Raw genomic sequence first — 20,680 nt, forward strand, 5'->3', positions numbered from 1 at the left:
CGTACAGCTCGACTGATTTTACAAAACCCGAATAATCGCTATAGCGGGCTTTATCCTGCGTCGAGAAGTTTTTTGTTTGCAGAAGGTTTAGCGGATTGTTATCAGCAGGCAGAATATGCTGAGTTTAAAGTCGATGAGCAGGGCAATGCGATACTCACGGCATTGAAAGGTGATCAGCTACAAGATTTAGGCTGCGAGAGCAAACGAGATTGGTTGAGCGGGTTTCGTGCTACTCAGAATTGATCCAATTGCATTATTCTGCTCATAAAAAAATCCGCACGCAGCGGATTTTTTTAATCTATTGGGCTTAAGCTACTTGTACTGGAATGCAGTTTGCCATGTGACTTACAGTGTTATCTGGATTTGCATAAACTAAACGTGGTTTATGTGCATTTGCTTCAGCTTCTGTAAAATCACCAAAGGTAGCAATAATCATTAAATCGCCTACATCGGCTTGATGTGCTGCACCGCCATTGACTGAAATGATGCCAGAACCTTCTTCGCCACGAATTGCATAGGTACTGAAACGCTTACCATTAGTCACGTTCCACATGTGAATTTCTTCATATTCGCGGATACCGGCTAAATCCAATAAAAGACCATCGATTGCACATGAACCTTCATAATGAAGTTCAGCTTGGGTAACAACACAACGGTGGATTTTTGCTTTTAATAAACGAGATAGCATGGCTAGCGTCTCCTGAGTGGACCTAAGATCGTTATCTTATGGTTGAATCAATCTGAACTTGCTGGATAAGCAATCAGGCAAGCGCATTTTGCCTTTAAAATGACAGTATGGCAAGCAGCATGGTTCAACATTTTTTTGACTAATCAGTTTGGTTTGTAAGCATTGATTTGATTCATGGCAGGCTGAATCTCACCATTCACCAGCATTTTAGTGCGAGCCAATGCGTGATGGATTGCGTCATCCATTAAATTTTGTTCATTGCTTGGTGCTTTGCTTAAGACATGTCCTGAAACACGTTCTTTTGAACCGGGGTGACCAATACCAATGCGTAAGCGATGGAAGTTTGGACCGATATGAGGAACTATGTCACGTAAACCATTATGACCACCATGACCACCACCTGTTTTTAGGCGAATGACACCAGGGTTCATATCCAGTTCATCGTGAGCAATCAGTATTGCTTCTGGAGCAATATTGTAGAATTTTGCGAAGGGAACAACACTTTTACCAACAAGGTTCATAAAGGTTGTGGGTAATAGCAGACGGACGTCTTGACCTTCGATATTACCACGCCCACTCATTCCATTGAATTTTGGGTCTTTTTTAAGCGTAATGCCATATTGTTCTGCAAGGCGTTCAACAAACCAAAAGCCTGCATTATGGCGGGTTTGGGCATACTCAGAACCTGGGTTGCCCAAACCAACAATCAGTGAAATATTTGACACTAATTACACCAATAACACTTATGCGCGAACGAAGTCAGCGTGCATAGGCGTGTTTTTAGCTGGGTGACGTTGTAACGCTTTGATTTTAACGTTTTCAACTTTGTCGCCAACTTTGATTTCAACAACTTCTTCGAAGAAAGCGTTGTTTTCTAAAGCTTTAACAAGCTCACGAAGTTCTAAAGTAACAGCTACAGGTTCAGCAGCACCACCGTAGATGATAGCTGGAACTTGAGCAGCGTGACGAAGGCGGCGGCTCGCACCTTTCCCTTGGTTAGCTGCTTCACGCGCTTGAGCGTTTAATACGAAGTTTGCCATGATAGACATCCTTAATTTAAGTTTTAAATAAACTAGATCTGCGACCGACCTAGTGAGACAAAGCCCTGCACTGGGCAGGGCTTTTAAAATTCAGCGCTATATTATAGATAAGAATCAAACATTGCGCTAATAGATTCTTCGTTGTTAATACGACGAATTGTTTCAGCAACCATACTCGCAACTGAAACTTGGCGAATCTTACCAAGAGCTTGAGCTTCTTCAGAAAGTGGAATGGTGTCTGTAACAACCAATTCATCAATCACAGAGTTTTTCAAGTTTTCGATAGCTTTACCTGATAAAACAGGGTGAGTTGCATAAGCAACCACTTTGCGCGCACCAAATGTTTTCAATGCATCAGCAGCTTTACATAACGTACCTGCAGTATCCACCATGTCATCTACGATCACGCAGTCACGGCCTTTAACATCACCAATCAAGTGCATGACTTGTGATTCGTTTGCCTTTTGACGACGTTTGTCGATGATAGCAAGGTCAATATCGCCCATTTGCTTAGCAACAGCACGTGCACGAACGACACCGCCAACGTCAGGAGAAACCACCATGAGGTTATCATGTGATTGTTGACGAAGGTCAGCTAAAAGCGCTGGTGTACCGTAGATGTTGTCTACAGGGATATCGAAGAAACCTTGGATTTGGTCAGCGTGAAGGTCGATCATTACCACACGGTCAATTCCTACAGTTGTCAGCATATCTGCGACAACTTTTGCAGTAATTGGAACACGTGATGAACGAGGACGACGGTCTTGACGCGCATAACCGAAATAAGGAATCACTGCGGTAATACGACCAGCACTTGCACGACGCAAAGCATCAGCCATAACGAGGATTTCCATCAGGTTATCATTCGTTGGGGCACAAGTAGGTTGTACGATAAATACGTCTTTACCACGAACATTTTCAGTAATTTCGACAGCAATTTCACCGTCAGAAAATTGACCAATAGATGCAGCACCTAAAGGGATGTGCAAGTGGCTTACGACTTTTTGGGCGAATTGTGGATGTGCAGATCCACTAAAAACGACAAGATTGGGCATGAAGCACCCTTGGCGGTTGGCAATTTAGGAATTAGATGGCAGGGGTAGCTGGATTCGAACCAACGGATGCCGATATCAAAAACCGGTGCCTTACCACTTGGCGATACCCCTAATGCGGCAGAACTTTAATATTTTTGCGTCATTCTGTCAAGGTAAATTAACAGTAGAACAGCAAAGTGTTGTTCTGTCTTTTTTGGAAAATGGCAGGGGTAGCTGGATTCGAACCAACGGATGCCGATATCAAAAACCGGTGCCTTACCACTTGGCGATACCCCTAAATTTGATTACTGTAAAATGGCAGGGGTAGCTGGATTCGAACCAACGAATGCCGATATCAAAAACCGGTGCCTTACCACTTGGCGATACCCCTAGTACAGTCATCTACAGGTGAAATAAAATGGCAGGGGTAGCTGGATTCGAACCAACGGATGCCGATATCAAAAACCGGTGCCTTACCACTTGGCGATACCCCTATCAGGTAACGTGGATATGTCTTGTTGGTGATTCATTCAAGCTATTGACCAAGTAAGCTTTACATGGTGCATTTGCAAGAACATCATCAATGTTCATATCACTCGTTACTTCAGTAAAAACACAAGCACCTGTACCTGTAAGTTTTGCAACACCGAACTGGTCGAGATATTGCATCGCTTCATCTACTTCTGGATATAAACTTCTTGCCAAAGGCTCAAAATTATTTCCAAAATCAGATGGCTTTAACTGATAGGCGCAAAATTTAGAGCTCTTCGTGTTTCTTGTCAATGTTTTTTGTGAAAAAAGCAATTGAGTGCTGATAAAACAATCAGGTTTTAACACAATGTATTGTTTTTGATCTAAGTCTATGAATGTTAAGTGCTCACCTATGCCTTCAGCCCATGCATTGCGACCATGGATAAAGATGGGAACGTCTGCTCCTAACTGAACACCCAAGTCTGCTAGTTGCTGAATATTTAGCCCGCACTGCCACAGTTGATTGACCACGATTAATGTCGTCGCGGCATCCGATGAACCGCCACCTAAGCCTGCACCCATCGGAATATTTTTTTCAAGACGAATGAATAAACCGGTAGCTCTTTGTGCATACGGTTTAAGTATCTGCGTCGCTTTATAAATCAAATTTTGAGTCAAATCGACACTGTTTAAGCCTTCAATATGAATCTCTTGATCCGTACGAGGCTCAAATTCCAACCAATCACATAGATCGATCAACTGGAAAATACTTTGCAATTCATGGTAGCCGTTTTCACGACGACCCGTAATGTGTAAAAACAAATTCAGTTTTGATGGGGCAGGGACACGGATCATAACGAGATAAACTAGCGGTTTTGAATGACCATTGTAATACGGTTTTCTGCACCATTTTCAAGTGCTTGTTTTAAAATCAACCGATTTGGCATATGGGCTTGTTCGTTATAGCTCAGCTCAACGCTCCAACCATCTTCAATGATCTGTACTGCGCGTTTGGCACTGTCACGTTGGATTTGTGCTTGAACTGTTGCTGGTTTGGCTTGAACCCAATTGACTAAATGGGTGATGGGCGCCTGCCAACCTGTTGCTGTTTTTAAAAGTTCTTCAGGCGTTTCAGCTTGGATGAGGCCAGTTTTAGCACTATTCAGGCTAACTTCACCTGGTCGACCAGTAATTTGCGTTTTACCAACGCCTAAAATTCCACTGAGCTCAATATCAAACTCTTGTTGCTGTTGTACCCATGTGAAAAAAGCACTACCTGTCTGTTCAGGCGTACGCACCCCAATTTTACCCTGTAAGCTAAAGTGTTGATCAGATTCGGTTTGTATAGTGTTTGGGTCAAGCTGAGGTTTGGTAAATTGTTGACAGCCTGTTAGTGCCAAGCTACTTGCAGCAAGTAAGCTTAAGCTCAGATTTGAGAAAATACGCATAAAAACTATGAACTCTTTTTCAGTTGTTGGGGTAACAATAAAGTATTGAGTTGATCCAATTGAGGATCATTTGGGTGTTTTTGTTTGAGTTGTTGTAACACAGTGGAGAATTTTTGCAGATCACCGAGCATATAGACTGAACGCGCATAACGCACGCCAATGTTGACACTACCACTGATGAGGTAGGCTTTTTCTAAGACTTTGGCTGAAGTGCTAAAGTCATTTTGTAAGTAACAAATAAAGCCTAAGGTATCTAAGATGGAGGCTTGCTCAGGAGCATATTCTAAAGCATGTTCAACAAATCTACGCGCATCATCTAAGCGTCTGTTTTGCAAGGCTAAAGTGTAAGCATAAGCATTGAGATAGGTTGGGCTATTGGGTTCAATACTTAACAGTTGATTGAGCAACTTTTCAAGTTTGTCTTTATCCGTATGTGGATCCAACATTAGCACTTCAGAATAGATCAGTTCAGGATCATCCGGTAAGTTTTTAATTGCCTCATCTAACAGTCGCATGGCTGCGGCTTTGTTATTCATGCGCTTTAAAATATCGGCTTGTGCCTGATACAAGAAGCTTGCATGTTGTGGGTAGTTCACCCGTTCTTGGGTTAAGAAGCGTAAAGCATCATTGGGTTTGTTTTGCTGAGTATAGATACTGATGAGGCTACGACGCGATACGGTATACAGACTACCATCGACTAGACGGTAGTAGGCCTTGGCTGTTTCAAAATGCTGTTTTCGTTCAGCATTCACTGCTAGATAGTAATAGGCTTCATTTTGATATTCGGCCGAATTACGTAGTTCAACCAGATATTTTTCAGCTTTTTCGTACTTCTTTAAATCAATACTGGTTAACCCCGCAATAAACAAGGCTTCTTCTTGGTTAGGCCATTTTTTAATCAGGCTCTCAAGCTTGGTTAAGGCCTCATTCGACGCATTAATTTTAATCAGATATTTGGCTTCTGCTAAACGGATATCGACATTGTCGCGGTGTTTACGACTCGATTTCGCATACCAATTACGGGTTTCTTCCTCTTGACCGAGTGCGCTGAGTAAGTTGGCCTTCATCAGGATGTAGCCTGTGACTTTTCCACGCTTTTTTAGGGCTTTATTAATGGTGGTCAGGGCTTGTTCAAGCTGACCATTTTGCGCCTCTAAACCTGCAATCAACGCCAAAATAGAGGGATTGTTCCGCTCCTTACTCGAACGTAACGCTTGAATGAGAATTTCTTGATCTTCAGGTTCTTCAGGGGCAATTCCTGCAAAAATTTGTTCCAAATCGGCATTTGCGTCGATATTGAGAATTTTGTCTAATGTTTCAGCAGCAAGCTCATATTCATGCGCTTTCAGTGCAATGTGGGATAGATAGAATAATGCAGGAACGTCAGTGGGTTCTTGCACCACCCAATGCGTCGCAATGTCGAGTGCGGCACGTAAGTCATTTTGTTCAAGGGCAATATTTAAAGCGCGCTGTTTAATGGTGGTGGAATTACTTTTAATCGCCAACACAGTATAGTTATGCAGGGCAGTCGCGCTGTCTTGATAAGCCAGTGCAAATTCGGCAATCATACTTTGTTGAATTGCATCATAATTAGATAGCGAAAAATCTCCAGCTGCTCTAAGATGAGCACTAGATGCCATGCTACCGACGAGTAAGAATGTGGTAGAATATTGCTTAATTCTCGCGCCGCTCAGTCGGCAATGTGTTTGACGCAATTTTTCTTGATCCAAGTAATGCTTTTTATGACACCGTTATTGCACAATAGCATAAATTTAGCGAAATGATGATCTGATATGTCTTTCTTTGCATTGGGTGTCAACCATCAAACCGCCTCCGTAGAATTGCGTGAGCAAATTGCATTTAACCCTGAAAAGTTAACGCAACTGCTTGAGCAACAAGGCCAAAACCAAGACTTAAATGAAATGGTGGTGGTGTCTACGTGTAACAGAACAGAAGTGTATGCCATGTCTGAAAACTCAGATATGGTATTGAACTGGCTCGCCCAAGCAAATGGCATAGATGTTAAACAATTGTTGAATCATGTATACCGTTATGAAAATGCGCAGGCTGTCACTCACTTAATGCGTGTTGCAAGCGGTTTAGATTCACTCATGCTTGGTGAACCGCAAATTTTGGGGCAGGTTAAATCTGCACTATCTCTAGCGAAGACGGCTCATACTGTTTCTCCTCATTTAAACCGAATTTTTGAATATGCTTTCTATGCGGCGAAACGCGTCCGCTCTGAAACGGCTGTGGGTAGTCATGCTGTATCGATGGGCTACGCGGTGGCTCAGTTGGCATTACAAGTGTTTAGTAAGCCTGAAAAGTTGACAGTCATGGTGGTCGCTGCGGGCGAAATGAATAGCTTAGTGGCGAAGCATTTGGCTGAAATGGGAGTCGCAAAAATCCTCATTTGTAACCGTACACGTGAACGGGCTGAAACTTTGGCTCAAGAAATAGCCCATCGTGTAGATGTTGAAATCATTGAATTTGATCAGTTGGCCAATAACTTAGCGCGTGCAGATGTCATTTCCAGTTGTACCGGTAGTTTACATCAGGTGATTCATTATCCAGATGTAAAAGCTGCCTTAAAAAAGCGTCGTTATCAACAAATGTTGATGGTCGATTTGGCTGTTCCGCGTGATATCGACCCGAAAGTGGAAAGTTTGGATGGCGTCTATTTATATGGCGTAGATGACTTACAGTCGGTGATTGATGAAAATCTTGCTCAACGTCGTCAAGCGGCGGTTGAAGCAGAGGTGATGGTTAACCAACTAGCAACGGAGTTGGTGACCCAGCAAAAGGTCAATCTAGCGGGTGAAACCATTCATGCTTACCGTCAGCAAGGTGAACAGTTAAGACAAGAAGAACTAGAACTGGCATTGGCACGAATTGTAAAAGGAGAACAGGCGGAACAGGTGATGCAAGAGTTTGCACATCGATTGACGCAGAAGTTATTACATCCGACCTCGATTATGCTGCGTGAAGCAGCCAAATCAGAAGATCCAAGTCATTTTGAACAAATGCAAACATGTTTAAATGAGACTTTTAACAAACGTCGTAAAACTAAAAAGTAAACCCAGATAAAAAATGCAATAGGTTTAAGTAATCAGTCTTAAGCCTATTTTTTTGGTCAGTTCAAAGAGTTTATGTTTTAAATTTCGTGTCTCAATTAATGAATTTGGGGCTTTAAGTTTAAGTTTTAAATATTTTTCTTCAAGCGAAAGGGCATACTCACTGGCCAGTTTATCCGCCAGTTCTGGTGTTTTAGTTAATTCTTCAATATTGGTACGCTGCATAATATCGGCAATCGCGTTGGCATAACGGCTACACGCACCCAGCACATAATAAGTCGCCAGTTCTTGGTCGTCGGGCAAATCATCAAAGATGCTGTCTAAGACTTGTAGCACATGTCCCAAAAGTTCATCTTCAGGTAGATAGGCGCGCAAGGTTTCAAAGTGAATATACAAAAACGGATGATGGATCAGAACGGCGAGGGCGAAGTCTTCGTCTTTGGTACGAATATTAAAAGACAGCGAGGCATCGTTGCTGACTTGAGGTGTCCAGCGACGACCAAAACCGAGTTTTTCTTTGAATGATTGATTTAGCAAATAACGGAAAGAGCCTGTTTTGGGCAATAAGTCCGTCAGTTGACGTAACTCACTCATGACCTGACTTTTACCTTCAGGGCTGCTGATGTCATGGTTCTGCGTCAGATGAGCAAAAACAAAGTCTGACAGCAGTGGGGCCTGTTGAAGCAGCTTATTAAAGTTTTCAATACCTTCGCGACGAATCAGTGAGTCAGGGTCATGGTCATTTGGTAAAACAAAAAACTTCAGCTCGCGACCATCATTGAGTAAGGGGAGCGCAATTTCTAAAGTACGGCGTGCCGCTTTTTGTCCAGCCACGTCACCATCGAAGGCAATGGTAATCCGGTTGTTTTGTTTAAACAGAATATTTAAGTGTTCGGTGTTACTGGCAGTTCCTAAGGTCGCTACGGCACCTGCTATGCCATACTGCTGTAGCGCAATCACATCCATATAACCTTCGACCATCAGCCAGTCTTGGGCTTTTTGTTTACGGCCTTCATATAAACCATAAAGTAATTGGTTTTTATGAAATACCTCAGAGTCTGGTGAGTTGATGTATTTGGGCTTAATTTCGTCATTGAGAGCACGACCACCGAAGCCCACCACGCGACCTTTGGCATCACGAATCGGAAATATGACGCGATCCCGCAGTAAGTCAAAGTCACGACCGTTGTCGCTAGTGCGAATCAATCCGAGTAGCTTTAAGCCTTCGATATCTTGTGGGAAGGCTTTTTCTAGGTGTTGCCAGTCCTCAGGTGCATAACCTAAACGCCAATATGCAATGGTATCTCGACTGAGCCCGCGCTGTTTAAAGTACTGCTGAGCAGCGCGACTATGCGGTAGTTGTTGCTCATAGTATTGCGCAATATTTTCTAACAGGTCGTATAAGTTGCCTTCCTGAACGGGGGCGGTGTTGAAGCCTTCGAAAGTATCAAAATCAGCGTAACCCTCTTGGTAGTCCATGGACTGAAATTCAGCAAAAGGATCATGCTCAATCTGAAACTCAGGTTGTGCTGGAGCTGGCTCGGTTTTCTTGGCTTCTGCGACATCGACCTGTGGTTTTTGGGCAGGTTTAGCTTCGCGCTTATACACCAGTTTTTTCGAGTCACGGTTGTCTTTTGGAAGTTCGATGCCTGTTTGGCTCGACAAATCCTTCATCACATCAATAAAGCTACGACTGTCGATGTCCATTAAAAAACGAATGGCATTACCATTGGCCTGACAACCAAAACAGTGAAAATACTGTTTGTCACGATATACGTGAAAAGACGGTGATTTCTCTTGATGGAATGGACAACAGCCTGAATAGGTACGACCTGACTTTTTAAGTTTCACACGTTGACCAATCAGGTCGACAATGTCGGTCCGATCTAAAATTTGGTCAATGGTGTGTTGAGGAATAGCCATGTCGAATCGTCAGTCGCTGATGTTTTGAACCGTGAAAAGAAGCAGAGATGGAGGTTGTAAAATGCAAAAAACCATCGAATCTAGATTGTTTTGTATACCGTTTAGGCGTTTTGATCAAGCGGAAATCGCACAAAACAAAAGGGCAAGTATGATAACTTGCCCTTTCTAAAATAGCGAATATTTCAGAGGAATTATTCGGTTTCAGTATTGATGTTTTGCTGTGTTTCAGGACGATCAAGTAAACCGAAACTGATACGGTTGGTAAAGCTGCGCTCGGTTGTTTGTTTGGGTTGCTCGATTTTTTCTTCAGAACTGTTTTGTTCTTCACGACCAAACACACCTAAAGTCGCACGGTTGACCCAACTTGCTTCTTTACGTGCAGCACGTAAGTTCACTTCACCATTCGATTTCACTAAATTTGGATAATTTAGTTTCAAGACATCGGTATATTGTTGCGCAGTTTGCTTGTCGCCCAATTGGTCATACGAATAAGCAACAGTTGCTAAAGCTTCAGGCACTTGAGGGCTTTGTGGATAATGTTCAATCACCCATTGCGCACGCTCTAGTGCTGCGACCCATGCTTTACGTTTGATATTAAAACGTGCTGCATTCATTTCGCTTTCAGCTAACTCATTGCTGATAAACTTCATGCGTTGTGCGGCATCTACAGCATAAGTGCTTGAAGGGTAACGACGAATAAAGTCTACGAAGTTTTGATACGCCACTTTAAGATAGCTCACATCGCGATGTGATTGCTTTAAAGAAGTATAACGAATCAAACCATCATAGTTTTGTTCCATATTGGCTACACCACGTGCATAGTAGGCATAGTCCACGTTTGGATGCTGAGGGTTCAAACGAATGAAACGATCAGCCAGTGCAATCGCACCTTCATAATCTTTCTGCTGAAATTTCACATAGAGCAGCTCAAGTTGAGCTTGTTGTGCATATTCACCTGTAGGGTAATAGGTATCTAATGCTTCTAAGTGTTTTGCAGCGTCGGTATATTGACCACTTTGCAGTGCTTTTTCTGCTTTTTGAATATAAACCTGTTCACTCGATTGTGGACCGGTATCTACCACTTCTTTCTTGGGATTGCTGCTACAGCCTACCATTGCAGATGCAATGCCAATCGTTAGAGCAAGCATTGTCATTTTATAATGTGGTAGCGACATAAAAATTCCTCTGTTAATACGGGCAATGAGCTACAATTGCGCTATTAAATCACTTTTATTTGAATGATCAAATGGCTCAAGCACAATCTTCCGATCCAAATTTCCCTGAAACCGATTTCAATTTACTTGAAGATTCTGAGGATGCAGATAACCATACTTCAAGCTCTACTGCAACACGTTTATCGTTGCAATTTCAATTGGATGAAACTTATCTCGGACAACGTATAGACCAAGTTGCAGCAACGATTTGGAGCGACTTTTCGCGTGAAAAACTCAAACAGTGGCTAAAAGAAGGCCATTTGTTGGTAAATGGTAACAGTGTCAAACCCAAATATAAATGTGAAGGATTTGAACTGTTAACCCTTGAAGTTGAGTTAGAAGCCCAAACTCGTAGTCTGCCTGAAGACATTCTGCTGGATATTGTCTATGAAGATGATGACATTATTGTCGTTAATAAACCTGTTGGGATGGTGGTTCACCCAGGTGCGGGCAATTCATCGGGTACGTTGGTAAATGCATTATTGCATCACTATCCAAAATCGGCAGAACTGACCCGTGCGGGTTTGGTACATCGTATTGATAAAGATACTTCTGGCTTGTTGGTCGTTGCGAAAAATTTAGAAGCGCAATTTTCACTGAGTAAGCAATTGGCGAAAAAAACGGTTTACCGTGTTTATGACCTGATTGTGTATGGCAATGTGATTGCGGGCGGCACGGTGGATGAACCGATTAAACGTCACCCTGTAGACCGTGTCAAAATGGCGGTATTGCCGGGCGGTAAAGATGCTGTAACACACTACAACGTGAAAGAACGTTTCCAACATTTCACCCGTATCCAAGCGCGTCTTGAAACTGGACGTACGCATCAGATTCGTGTGCATTTTAGTTATATTGGTTTTGGTTTAGTTGGCGATCCTGTGTATATGCCGCGTGTGCGCGTGCCCGCAGGTGCATCGGAGCTTTTAGATGAGACTTTACGTGGTTTCAGACGCCAAGCCTTGCATGCAGCAGAGCTCGGTTTGAAACACCCACGTACAGGTGAAGAAATGTTGTTTAAAGCGCCGTGGCCAGCAGACTTGGCGACCTTGGTTGATGTACTTCGTACGGAAAACAAAGCCTATTAAGTTATAGATGAATCATCATAAGGACAGTATATGCAATTTGTTCAAGGACTTCCGGCAGGTGTTTTTGTGGGGCAAACCCGTGTACATCATGATCGTGCTTTAGAGACCACTCAAACTGAATTACAAGGCTTTAATTTGGCTTTGCATGTACAGGATGATGCCACACGTGTGCAACAGCATCGCATGATCTTGCTCGAAGAGTTTGCGGGCTATGGGGTCGATAAAATCACATGGATGACGCAAACTCACAGCACCATTTGCCGTGTAGTGAATGAGCAAATTGACTTTGATGCTCAAGAAGGGGATGGTTTGGTGACGCAGCGTACAAACCATGCCCTGATGATGATGACAGCCGATTGTTTGCCAGTGGTTTTAGGCAATGCAGATGGAACTGAAGTGGCCAATTTGCATGCAGGTTGGCGTGGGTTGGCGCATGGCATTATTGAAAATACCATTGCCAGTATGAACACTCAGCCGACATGGGCTTGGTTGGGTGCGGCTATTAGCCAACCTTGTTTTGAAATTGGGGCGGAAGTAAAAGAAGCCTTTTGTTCAAAGTATGCTGAGCTTGAGTCTGCATTTCAAACAGGTGAGCAAGCTGGAAAGTATTATGCTGACTTATATGCAATCGCAAAATTCATTCTAAAACAGCACGGGGTTGAAGTAGTCTCTGGCGGTGATCAGTGTTCCTTTAGCCAGTCGAATGAATATTTTTCGTATCGCCGTCATGCCAAAACTGGGCGTATGGCGACCTTTGTGTTTATGCAATAGTTTGGCTTTTGATGAAGTGCTTGGCTGTTTTAATCCTTGTACTTACTCCCCACTCAGCGAGTGGAAGTGTTAAACTTAACTCAATTCATTGGTCTTAAAAATTTCCATGTCTGTACCTGATCTTGTTTCTGCTACACCTGTTCATGTGTGTGTGGTTTATCATAGCGCCTATGGTCATACGGCGAAAGTCGCTCAGTATATTGCACAAGGTGCAGAGCAGGCGGGTGCTGATGTGCATTTAATTTCTGTTGCTGCAGTGCAGTGGGACTTGTTAGATCAGGCCGATATTATTGTGATGGGTTGCCCAACGTATATGGGCAGTCTTACAGCAGCGCTTAAGCAGTTTATGGAAGATTCCTCTAAGCGTTGGTTAGCACGGGCTTGGCAAGGAAAACTGGCTGCAGGCTTTACCAATGGTGGGGGCTTAAGTGGCGATAAACTGGCGGTATTACAGCAGATTAATTTATTTGCTATGCAGCATGGTATGTTGTGGGCTGGTTTACCATTTATGCCGACGGGACGTAGCCAACACGATATTAATCGGATGTCGAGCTTTTTAGGTTTGATGACTCAGTCAGACAACGCGAGTATTGAAATAACCCCACCCGAAGGTGACTTGGAAACTGCTCGAAAGTTCGGAAAGTATTTGGTCGAGCTAAAAGCTGACTATTAACAGTTCTAATAATAAAAAACCTCCACATGGGAGGTTTTTTTATTATTTATGCATAATGCGGGCTTTATCACGTTGCCAGTCACGGTCTTTTTCCGTGGCACGTTTGTCATGTAGCTGTTTGCCTTTCACTAAAGCGATTTCTAATTTCGCACGTGGTCCTTTCCAATAAGCAACAAGCGGAACACACGAATAACCTTTTTGATTCACTGCGCCGAGTAGCTTATCAAGTTCACGACGGTTCAACAGTAACTTACGGGTACGGGTCGCTTCAGGAACAATGTGCGTAGATGCACTGAGTAAAGGCTGAATTTGAGCACCGAACAGGAAAGCTTCACCATTTTTAAAGGTGATATAACTCTCAGACAGCGTCATACGACCTGCACGTAATGATTTCACTTCCCAGCCTTGCAGTGACAGGCCAGCTTCAAATTTTTCTTCAATAAAATAGTCGTGACGTGCGCGTTTATTCTGTGCAATCGTCCCGCTGGTATTTTTTTTAACTACAGTTGCTTTCGCCATAATCAATTACTTCCAACAATGTACCTATTGTGCCTTAAAGCAGGGTTAAGGTGAAGTTTTTTCAAATTTATGGAGTTTCTTCACCTATAAAACAAGTTTTTGCTAAAATGTGGCTCTACAAAATCAACAGAGTAAAAATGGATGTCTAAAACTCGCGTCATTTACCCGGGGACTTTTGATCCAATTACCAATGGTCATATTGATTTGGTTACACGTGCATCACGTATGTTTGATGAAGTGGTGGTAGCCATTGCCATTGGTCATCATAAAAACCCTCTCTTTAGTTTAGAAGAGCGTGTGAGCTTGGCCAAAGCATCATTAAGCCATCTTGATAATGTTGAGTTTGTAGGTTTTGATGGTTTGTTGGTGAATTTCTTCCGTGAACAAAAAGCAACGGCTGTACTGCGAGGATTGCGTGCAGTGTCTGACTTTGAATACGAGTTCCAGTTAGCCAATATGAACCGTCAACTTGATTCACACTTTGAGGCAGTATTTTTAACGCCGTCAGAGCAGTATTCATTTATTTCATCGACGTTGATTCGTGAAATAGCACGTTTAAAAGGTGATGTGACAAAGTTTGTACCGCAAGCTGTAGTCGCTGCTTTTGAACATAAACATCAACAAGGTTGGTAGCGTGTCTTTATATATAACCGATGAATGCATCAATTGTGATGTTTGTGAACCTGTGTGCCCCAATGAAGCCATTTTCATGGGGGAATTGATTTATGAAATCAATCCAGACTTATGCACAGAGTGTATCGGACATTATGATAAACCCCAGTGTCAATTGTTCTGTCCAGTGGACTGTATTCCGCTGGATCCTAATCATGCGGAAACTGAGGATGAGCTCATGGATAAATATAAAAAGCTGATTGCTCAAAAAAGCGCAAGCAATTAAGTCTAAGATTTGATACTATGCGCCTCGAAGTGAGCCAGACGATCGCTGCTGTGGAGATCTCCGTGATTGAAGCAGGGGAGGAAAGTCCGGGCTTCATAGGGCAAGGTGCCAGGTAACGCCTGGGCGGCGTGAGCCGACGGAAAGTGCAGCAGAGAGTAGACCGCCTTCATTGTGGTTTCGAGCAATCGAAATCGAAGGTAAGGGTGAAAGGGTGCGGTAAGAGCGCACCGCATGGCTGGTAACAGTTCATGGCATGGTAAACCCCACCGGAAGCAAGACCAAATAGGGATCCTTTAGGCATGGCCCATGCTGGATCCGGGTAGGTCGCTTGAGCGTATGAGTGATTGTACGCCTAGAGGAATGATCGTTCTCGACAGAACCCGGCTTATCGGCTCACTTCAACAAATTTTGATCAATTAAGCGCGCAAGGTACTTGACGTACTGGTGAGAAAACCACATAATGCGCGCACAGTTTACGGCTATGTAGCTCAGTTGGTTAGAGCACCGCACTCATAATGCGGGGGTCACAAGTTCAAGTCTCGTCATAGCCACCATTTTTATAGATCATGCTCTCAGCATGATCTTTTTTTTGTGGGAAAGAAAGGCTGTGAAACTGTCTTTATTTACTTGCCATTTCTGAAATGGCCTTGTGGTTCAATGTACCGTTATTTCGATATTTAAACCAAAGCTATGGCTGCTGACATTTATGATCTTTTTAGAACTTCCCCTCGCAGTTAATGTTTTCAGGCGTTAAATTGATCTGCATCTGTAAGTTTTGAATGTGTTGCCAATTGGCTTGATGTTCGGGCAATGTAAAGATTTGATGATCGACTAAATTGAGTTTTTTTAAAGATATGTGCTGACTTGCACAGTAGCGTCCTTCGGCTCTTTCTAAAGCCAAGTTTTGCTGTGCTGTCGGGCTTAAGCGATCTACGGTCAGGATTTTTTGTTGTCCTTTGGCATAGTTGACCAATATCTCTCGATCTTTTAGGCTAAATAATAGGTTGGAGTTGATATAGGTCGCTACATCACGCCGTACACCGTTATAGTCGGTGATCATGGGGGAAATCAGCTGACAACTGCTCAATGCTGTAGTACTCAGGATGAAGAAAAAACAGACTCTCTTTTTCATTATCTTTCTCGTAAATATGCATAACTTGAATATAGCTTGCAGTATGAAAATAAGTTTAAAAAGAGTGGGTTGCTGAAAAATTGATAGTTTAAAGTGTGTTTGTATATTGAATAACCACTTGTGTGTAAAAAGGGTTGACGCTTGTCTTTGAACTTTGCATAATGCGCGCACAGTTTACGGCTATGTAGCTCAGTTGGTTAGAGCACCGCACTCATAATGCGGGGGTCACAAGTTCAAGTCTCGTCATAGCCACCATTTTAAAAGACCAAGCTCTCAGCTTGGTCTCTTTTTTTGTGCGTAAAAAATAGACTTGAATATGTCGATATAAAAAAGCCCAAACATCTGTTTGGGCTTTTTTATTGGAGAAGGTGCCTATACGCCAGCTTTCCAGCCATTCATGATTGGGTAGCGACGTTCACGGCTAAATGCACGTGAGCTGATACGCGGACCAATTGCACCTTGGCGACGTTTGTATTCATTGAAATCAACCAAACGAATTACTTTTGCAACTACTTCAGCATCAAAGCCTTTGCCAATGATGTCATCTTGGCTCATATCTTCTTCGATATAGGCATACAAAATGGCATCCAGTACATCATATGGCGGTAAAGAGTCTTGGTCTTTTTGATCTGGACGTAGCTCTGCTGAAGGTGGGCGAGTAATCACACGCTCAGGAATCACTGGCTTGTCTGAAATGCTGTTACGGTATTTCGCAAGTTCAAACACAATGGTTTTATACACATCTTTCAGTACTGCAAAACCACCCACCATGTCACCATAGAGCGTGCAGTAGCCCACCGCCAATTCTGATTTATTGCCTGTAGAGAGGACTAAATTACCAAATTTGTTGGATAAACCCATCAGCAGTGTACCGCGGGCACGTGCTTGTAAGTTTTCTTCAGTTGCATCCGCAGGGCTGTTGCCAAAGAACGGATAAAGCGTTTGCATAATGCTGTTCACAATCGGGTTGATTTCAGCAATCCCAAAAGTCACCCCCATACTCTTCGCTTGTTCAGCAGCATCTTCTACACTGATTTGAGCGGTATAGGTATATGGCATCATTACGGCTTGGACTTTGTCGGCGCCAATGGCATCAGCTGCAATTGCAAGAGTTAGAGCTGAGTCGATCCCGCCTGATAAACCCAAAATCACCCCAGGGAAACCTGAGCGTTGTACATAGTCACGGGTCGCCATCACTAAGCTTTGATAAATCTCTGCCATAGTGTCTAAAGCAGGCGGCAGCGCATTGGCCTTAAAGGCTTGTTGTTCTGCTTCGTATTCAGCGAAATACAGAGACTCTTTAAAGCTTTCTGCTTGAAGTACAATCGAACCATTTTTGGCAATCACGAAGCTTGTACCATCAAAGATCAGGTCGTCTTGACCGCCGACTTGGTTGGCATAAACCAAGTTGAGGTTCATTTGTTTCGCCAATGCAGACATGGTTTCAACACGGTGCTGCGGCTTACCGACTTCATATGGTGAAGCATTTAAGACCAAAGCAGTTTCTACATTGAGCTGTGCTAGTTGTTGTACCGTTGATAGTGACCAAACATCTTCACAAATCAACACACCAAACTTATGCCCCAGATATTCAAAAACAAGGTGTTGATGCCCTTCGGTGAAGTAGCGCTTTTCATCAAACACGCTATAGTTTGGCAAGTTTTGTTTGTTATACACACCCAAAACTTGTCCATCTTTCATGACCGCAGCGGCGTTGTAGCGTTGACTGTCTTCAGTTTGATTGACAAAACCAAAGACCATCACAATGTCTTTTACTGTTTTAAGTTGTTCAAAAACTTGTTGCGTGCGTTTGGTTAGGCTAGGACGTAGAAGTAAATCTTCTGCTGGGTAACCAATGCTCGAAAGTTCTGGAAAAATAATTAAATCAGCATTTTGTTTTTTTGCTTCATTGGCCTGCTCCAACATTTTTTTGGCATTTGCTTCAAGGTTGCCAATGTGCGGAGAGAACTGTGCAAGTGCAATTTTAAAACTTTTCATTTCCAACTAAATCCTATACCTATAGGGATATACACGACGATTGAGTTTGTTATAGCTATAAGTTCTACGTGGTGTAAGTGACGATAAACAAATAGAAGTATTAATCAATAATAAGTGCGAATACTATATACGAAATGCGATTTTTTTTAAGGGATATTCTAAAAAAAATCCGTAAATGTCCTTAAAAAGAACAAATTATTCTAATGTCTTTAATGGAGTGTGATTGTGTGGTTTCAACCGCTTTTACAAAAAATACAGCAAAAGTTTGAACTTAAAAATCGGCCCTTGACTGAAGCGGAGAAAAAGCTCGCCAGCAGTATTTTTGGGAACAGTCTAAACATGGATTCTGTTCGAATTATCGCGCATCGGGCAGTGTTGCCTCATTATGCGATTAGCCCCAATGGACATGTCTATTTTAATATCAAAGACTGGTGCGAAAACTTTGCCGACCAACCGATTCAGCAACAAGCTTGGTTGATTCATGAGCTAACGCATGTTTGGCAAATTCAGCAGGGACTCGCTGTAGTCCGTAAGGCACTTTTTAACCGTCAATACCGCTATGCATTAAAACAAGGGAAGCAGTTTTTAAGCTATGGCATCGAACAGCAGGCGCAAATGGTGCAAGATTATTTTCTCAAAAAACACTATGGCGAAGAGTGCTCAGCCTATGAACAGTGTATTCCCTTTGTGGCACACAAAGCCTCGTTCTGACCCCGATAGATAAATCTGCGGAGTGATTGTTAGACAGCAGATTTTAAAGTCATAAATTGCAAATCATTTGAAGAAAAATGCCAGTGGCATAGGGGAAGCGGCCTCTTATTTTGAATGCAAAGAGATGGTGAAAATCGTGAGATTGAGCCTAAAAAATGAGCTAAAAATAAGAAGGAATGTCCTATGCGTATCGCTCTTCCATTGAAAGGCAAAGCCAGCCAAATTTTTGCAGGACCCGTATTCGATGCTGAAAAACAGTCTGCGATTATTCCGATTCGGCATATGAAATTTGACTTTGATGCTGAGAAAATTGATCCTAAATTTTACTTAAATGCGGAGCTAGCGAGTGCTTACTTTGCATCACTCTCGATCTTTCTGACCTATGGTGAAGATTTGGTGATTGATACCGCCCGTTATCACCGCGATTTCCTCTCAGACCCTGTATTAAAACAACGTGTGACTTCTTTAATTGGACAGGAGGCACTGCATTCAAAGCTACATGAAGAATTGAACGATACTTTTAAACAGGTTGATTTACGCGTTGGCATTTTTCGTTATTTAGCCGAAATCGTTTTTGACTACGGTTTTAACCGTTTACCACAGCCGATGAAATTGTCTTTGATGGCAGGCATTGAACATTTTACCGCAGTGCTGTCTGAATACATGATGAACCATGAAGAGATTTTTTTCGATTCTCAAGACGAAAAGCAACGGGCGATTTGGATGTGGCACATGCTAGAGGAATCTGAGCATAAAGACATTGCATATGATGTGTTTCAATCACTTTCCAATAACTATGCCTTACGTATTGCGGGTTTTTTCCCAGCTCTTATCACCATTTTGCTGCTGATTTCCGTGGCGTCAGTTTTTGTCCCGTTTTATCGCAAACCGTCTAATTTGGTGAGTCTCAGTTATTGGAAGGATGTGCCGCGCAGTTTCAGCCTCTTGTTTGGGCTGAAACGAGGTGTTTATGGCAGTAGTTGGATGCATATTTTTGACTATTTACGTCCGAGCTTTCACCCGAATGACTATGACACTTCTGCATTTTTAGATTATTACAAAGAGCGTTTACTACACCCTGAAACAGGAGTATTAACCCCCTATTTCACCAAAGAATTTACTCCAGTACTTAAATCATAAAAAGGAGGTTATGACATGGGGCTGTTGAGTAAAAAAAATAAACCAAGTCAAAAGGCCTACGCAGTTGTAACGGGTGCAGGCAGTGGAATTGGCCGTAGCTTTGCACTGGAACTGGCAAAGCGCGGTGGTGATGTCATCTGTGCAGATATTGATTTAAGCTCGGCACAGGAGACGGTAGATTTGATTCAGTCGATGACATCTACGTCAGCCTATGCGGTGCATTGTGATGTTGGATTAAAAGAATCTGTACATGCTTTGGCGGAGCAAGCAGAACAGCTTTTGGGACATCCTGTCACCTTGCTCATCAATAATGCCGGAGTTGGGCTAGGTGGTAAGTTTGATGAGGTGTCGCTGGAGGATTGGCAGTGGTGTATGCATGTCAACCTGTGGGGGGTGATTCATGGTTGCCACTACTTTGTACCCAAATTTAAACAGCAAGGTTTTGGTGCCATTATCAATGTGGCATCGGCTGCGGGCTATACCGCAGCCCCTGAGATGACAGCGTATAACGTGACCAAGTCTAGTGTTTTGGCACTATCAGAAACACTAGCTTCAGAACTTCATGCTTATAACATTGCAGTCAATGTGCTGTGCCCGACCTTGGTGCCGACCAATATTATGAAGAATGGGCGTTTGCCAAGTCGCTATTCTGGACTGGCTGACAAACTGCTGATGAACCATGCGTTTACAACCAGTGATGCTGTGGTTAAGAAAACATTAAATCGCTTAGATGCAGGCAAGCTTTATACCATTCCACAACCTGATGCCAAATTGTTTTGGTGGATGAAGCGTGCATCACCAAGCTTATACGTCAAGCTTTTGGGTTTGGGTTATCCACTGTTTAATCAACTCACAAAATAA

General features: G+C 42.8%; 21 protein-coding genes, 6 tRNA genes, 1 other RNA gene and 1 pseudogene. 13 read left to right on the forward strand and 16 right to left on the reverse strand.

What is annotated here, in order from left to right; translation table 11 throughout:
- Window positions 1–243 (forward strand): annotated as a pseudogene (locus ACY3FQ_RS04100) (GDYXXLXY domain-containing protein); the annotation flags it as partial.
- A gap of 64 nt (window positions 244–307) precedes the next feature.
- On the opposite strand, the gene panD reads toward ACY3FQ_RS04100, so the two are convergent.
- The 11 genes from panD to ACY3FQ_RS04155 form a co-directional block, all read right to left on the reverse strand.
- Window positions 308–688 (reverse strand): aspartate 1-decarboxylase, encoded by a 381-nt coding sequence (gene panD, locus ACY3FQ_RS04105; protein ID WP_004695506.1) that lies wholly within the window; start codon window positions 686–688, stop codon window positions 308–310.
- A gap of 143 nt (window positions 689–831) precedes the next feature.
- Window positions 832–1,413, reverse strand: a complete 582-nt coding sequence (pth, locus tag ACY3FQ_RS04110) for an aminoacyl-tRNA hydrolase (protein ID WP_004695508.1) — start codon at window positions 1,411–1,413, stop codon at window positions 832–834.
- 18 nt (window positions 1,414–1,431) lie between these two features.
- Window positions 1,432–1,728 (reverse strand): 50S ribosomal protein L25, encoded by a 297-nt coding sequence (rplY, locus tag ACY3FQ_RS04115; protein ID WP_178904492.1) that lies wholly within the window; start codon window positions 1,726–1,728, stop codon window positions 1,432–1,434.
- A gap of 101 nt (window positions 1,729–1,829) precedes the next feature.
- Window positions 1,830–2,783, reverse strand: coding sequence for a ribose-phosphate pyrophosphokinase (locus ACY3FQ_RS04120; RefSeq protein ID WP_004695513.1), 954 nt, complete (start codon window positions 2,781–2,783; stop codon window positions 1,830–1,832).
- Between the two features lie 36 nt (window positions 2,784–2,819).
- Window positions 2,820–2,894 (reverse strand) — tRNA-Gln (locus tag ACY3FQ_RS04125).
- Between the two features lie 90 nt (window positions 2,895–2,984).
- Window positions 2,985–3,059, reverse strand: a tRNA-Gln gene (locus ACY3FQ_RS04130).
- A 19-nt stretch (window positions 3,060–3,078) separates the two neighbouring features.
- Window positions 3,079–3,153 (reverse strand) — tRNA-Gln (locus tag ACY3FQ_RS04135).
- Window positions 3,154–3,181: 28 nt separating this feature from the next.
- Window positions 3,182–3,256 (reverse strand) — tRNA-Gln (locus tag ACY3FQ_RS04140).
- 1 nt (window position 3,257) lies between these two features.
- Window positions 3,258–4,088, reverse strand: a complete 831-nt coding sequence (gene ispE / locus ACY3FQ_RS04145) for a 4-(cytidine 5'-diphospho)-2-C-methyl-D-erythritol kinase (protein ID WP_279690520.1) — start codon at window positions 4,086–4,088, stop codon at window positions 3,258–3,260.
- Between the two features lie 11 nt (window positions 4,089–4,099).
- The gene (gene lolB / locus ACY3FQ_RS04150) at window positions 4,100–4,681 is read right to left on the reverse strand and encodes a lipoprotein insertase outer membrane protein LolB (protein ID WP_004695517.1); all 582 of its coding nucleotides are present in this window, start codon (window positions 4,679–4,681) and stop codon (window positions 4,100–4,102) included.
- Between the two features lie 5 nt (window positions 4,682–4,686).
- Window positions 4,687–6,396 carry a tetratricopeptide repeat protein gene (locus tag ACY3FQ_RS04155; protein ID WP_201706640.1) on the reverse strand — a complete coding sequence of 570 codons (1,710 nt, stop codon included), beginning with the start codon at window positions 6,394–6,396 and terminating at the stop codon, window positions 4,687–4,689.
- Window positions 6,397–6,474: 78 nt separating this feature from the next.
- On the opposite strand from ACY3FQ_RS04155, the gene hemA reads away from it, so the two are divergent.
- Window positions 6,475–7,758, forward strand: coding sequence for a glutamyl-tRNA reductase (gene hemA, locus ACY3FQ_RS04160; protein ID WP_279690522.1), 1,284 nt, complete (start codon window positions 6,475–6,477; stop codon window positions 7,756–7,758).
- Window positions 7,759–7,782: 24 nt separating this feature from the next.
- Here hemA and ACY3FQ_RS04165 read toward each other — a convergent pair whose 3' ends face one another.
- Both ACY3FQ_RS04165 and ACY3FQ_RS04170 read right to left on the reverse strand, forming a co-directional pair.
- Complete coding sequence (locus tag ACY3FQ_RS04165) at window positions 7,783–9,678, reverse strand: DNA primase (RefSeq protein WP_279690524.1); 1,896 nt, start codon at window positions 9,676–9,678, stop codon at window positions 7,783–7,785.
- Between the two features lie 191 nt (window positions 9,679–9,869).
- Window positions 9,870–10,853, reverse strand: coding sequence for an outer membrane protein assembly factor BamD (locus ACY3FQ_RS04170; RefSeq protein ID WP_279690526.1), 984 nt, complete (start codon window positions 10,851–10,853; stop codon window positions 9,870–9,872).
- 71 nt (window positions 10,854–10,924) lie between these two features.
- Here ACY3FQ_RS04170 and rluD point away from each other — a divergent pair, with 71 nt between their 5' ends.
- From rluD to ACY3FQ_RS04185, 3 genes are all read left to right on the forward strand, one after another.
- Window positions 10,925–11,977 (forward strand): 23S rRNA pseudouridine(1911/1915/1917) synthase RluD, encoded by a 1,053-nt coding sequence (rluD, locus tag ACY3FQ_RS04175; RefSeq protein ID WP_058870095.1) that lies wholly within the window; start codon window positions 10,925–10,927, stop codon window positions 11,975–11,977.
- A gap of 30 nt (window positions 11,978–12,007) precedes the next feature.
- Window positions 12,008–12,748: a peptidoglycan editing factor PgeF gene (gene pgeF, locus ACY3FQ_RS04180; protein ID WP_279690528.1), complete on the forward strand. Its 741-nt coding sequence runs from the start codon at window positions 12,008–12,010 to the stop codon at window positions 12,746–12,748.
- A gap of 106 nt (window positions 12,749–12,854) precedes the next feature.
- The gene (locus ACY3FQ_RS04185; RefSeq protein ID WP_004695530.1) at window positions 12,855–13,421 is read left to right on the forward strand and encodes a flavodoxin family protein; all 567 of its coding nucleotides are present in this window, start codon (window positions 12,855–12,857) and stop codon (window positions 13,419–13,421) included.
- Window positions 13,422–13,463: 42 nt separating this feature from the next.
- On the opposite strand, the gene smpB is transcribed toward ACY3FQ_RS04185, so the two are convergent.
- Window positions 13,464–13,940 carry an SsrA-binding protein SmpB gene (gene smpB, locus ACY3FQ_RS04190; protein WP_004695532.1) on the reverse strand — a complete coding sequence of 159 codons (477 nt, stop codon included), beginning with the start codon at window positions 13,938–13,940 and terminating at the stop codon, window positions 13,464–13,466.
- A gap of 141 nt (window positions 13,941–14,081) precedes the next feature.
- On the opposite strand from smpB, the gene coaD reads away from it, so the two are divergent.
- The 4 genes from coaD to ACY3FQ_RS04210 all read left to right on the forward strand — a co-directional run bounded on the left by coaD (window position 14,082) and on the right by ACY3FQ_RS04210 (window position 15,392).
- Window positions 14,082–14,573, forward strand: a complete 492-nt coding sequence (coaD, locus tag ACY3FQ_RS04195) for a pantetheine-phosphate adenylyltransferase (protein WP_279690530.1) — start codon at window positions 14,082–14,084, stop codon at window positions 14,571–14,573.
- Between the two features lies 1 nt (window position 14,574).
- A complete protein-coding gene (locus tag ACY3FQ_RS04200; protein WP_004695536.1) occupies window positions 14,575–14,838 on the forward strand; it encodes a YfhL family 4Fe-4S dicluster ferredoxin in 264 nt (87 codons plus the stop codon).
- A gap of 26 nt (window positions 14,839–14,864) precedes the next feature.
- Window positions 14,865–15,242, forward strand: an RNA gene (rnpB, locus tag ACY3FQ_RS04205) — RNase P RNA component class A.
- Window positions 15,243–15,315: 73 nt separating this feature from the next.
- A tRNA-Met gene (locus ACY3FQ_RS04210) sits at window positions 15,316–15,392 on the forward strand.
- A gap of 161 nt (window positions 15,393–15,553) precedes the next feature.
- Here ACY3FQ_RS04210 and ACY3FQ_RS04215 read toward each other — a convergent pair.
- A complete protein-coding gene (locus ACY3FQ_RS04215; RefSeq protein WP_279690532.1) occupies window positions 15,554–15,970 on the reverse strand; it encodes a hypothetical protein in 417 nt (138 codons plus the stop codon).
- Window positions 15,971–16,148: 178 nt separating this feature from the next.
- Here ACY3FQ_RS04215 and ACY3FQ_RS04220 point away from each other — a divergent pair.
- Window positions 16,149–16,225, forward strand: a tRNA-Met gene (locus ACY3FQ_RS04220).
- Window positions 16,226–16,342: 117 nt separating this feature from the next.
- Here the strand turns inward: ACY3FQ_RS04220 and ACY3FQ_RS04225 are convergent.
- Window positions 16,343–17,968, reverse strand: coding sequence for an NAD+ synthase (locus ACY3FQ_RS04225; RefSeq protein WP_279690534.1), 1,626 nt, complete (start codon window positions 17,966–17,968; stop codon window positions 16,343–16,345).
- A 219-nt stretch (window positions 17,969–18,187) separates the two neighbouring features.
- Between ACY3FQ_RS04225 and ACY3FQ_RS04230 the strand changes: the two genes are divergently transcribed.
- From ACY3FQ_RS04230 to ACY3FQ_RS04240, 3 genes are all read left to right on the forward strand, one after another.
- Entirely contained in the window at window positions 18,188–18,679 is a 492-nt protein-coding gene (locus ACY3FQ_RS04230; RefSeq protein WP_279690536.1) for a type IV secretion protein Rhs, read from the forward strand.
- A 183-nt stretch (window positions 18,680–18,862) separates the two neighbouring features.
- Window positions 18,863–19,819, forward strand: a complete 957-nt coding sequence (locus tag ACY3FQ_RS04235; RefSeq protein ID WP_279690538.1) for a metal-dependent hydrolase — start codon at window positions 18,863–18,865, stop codon at window positions 19,817–19,819.
- Between the two features lie 15 nt (window positions 19,820–19,834).
- A complete protein-coding gene (locus tag ACY3FQ_RS04240; protein ID WP_279690540.1) occupies window positions 19,835–20,680 on the forward strand; it encodes an SDR family NAD(P)-dependent oxidoreductase in 846 nt (281 codons plus the stop codon).

The organism is Acinetobacter sp. AB03 (assembly GCF_058107045.1).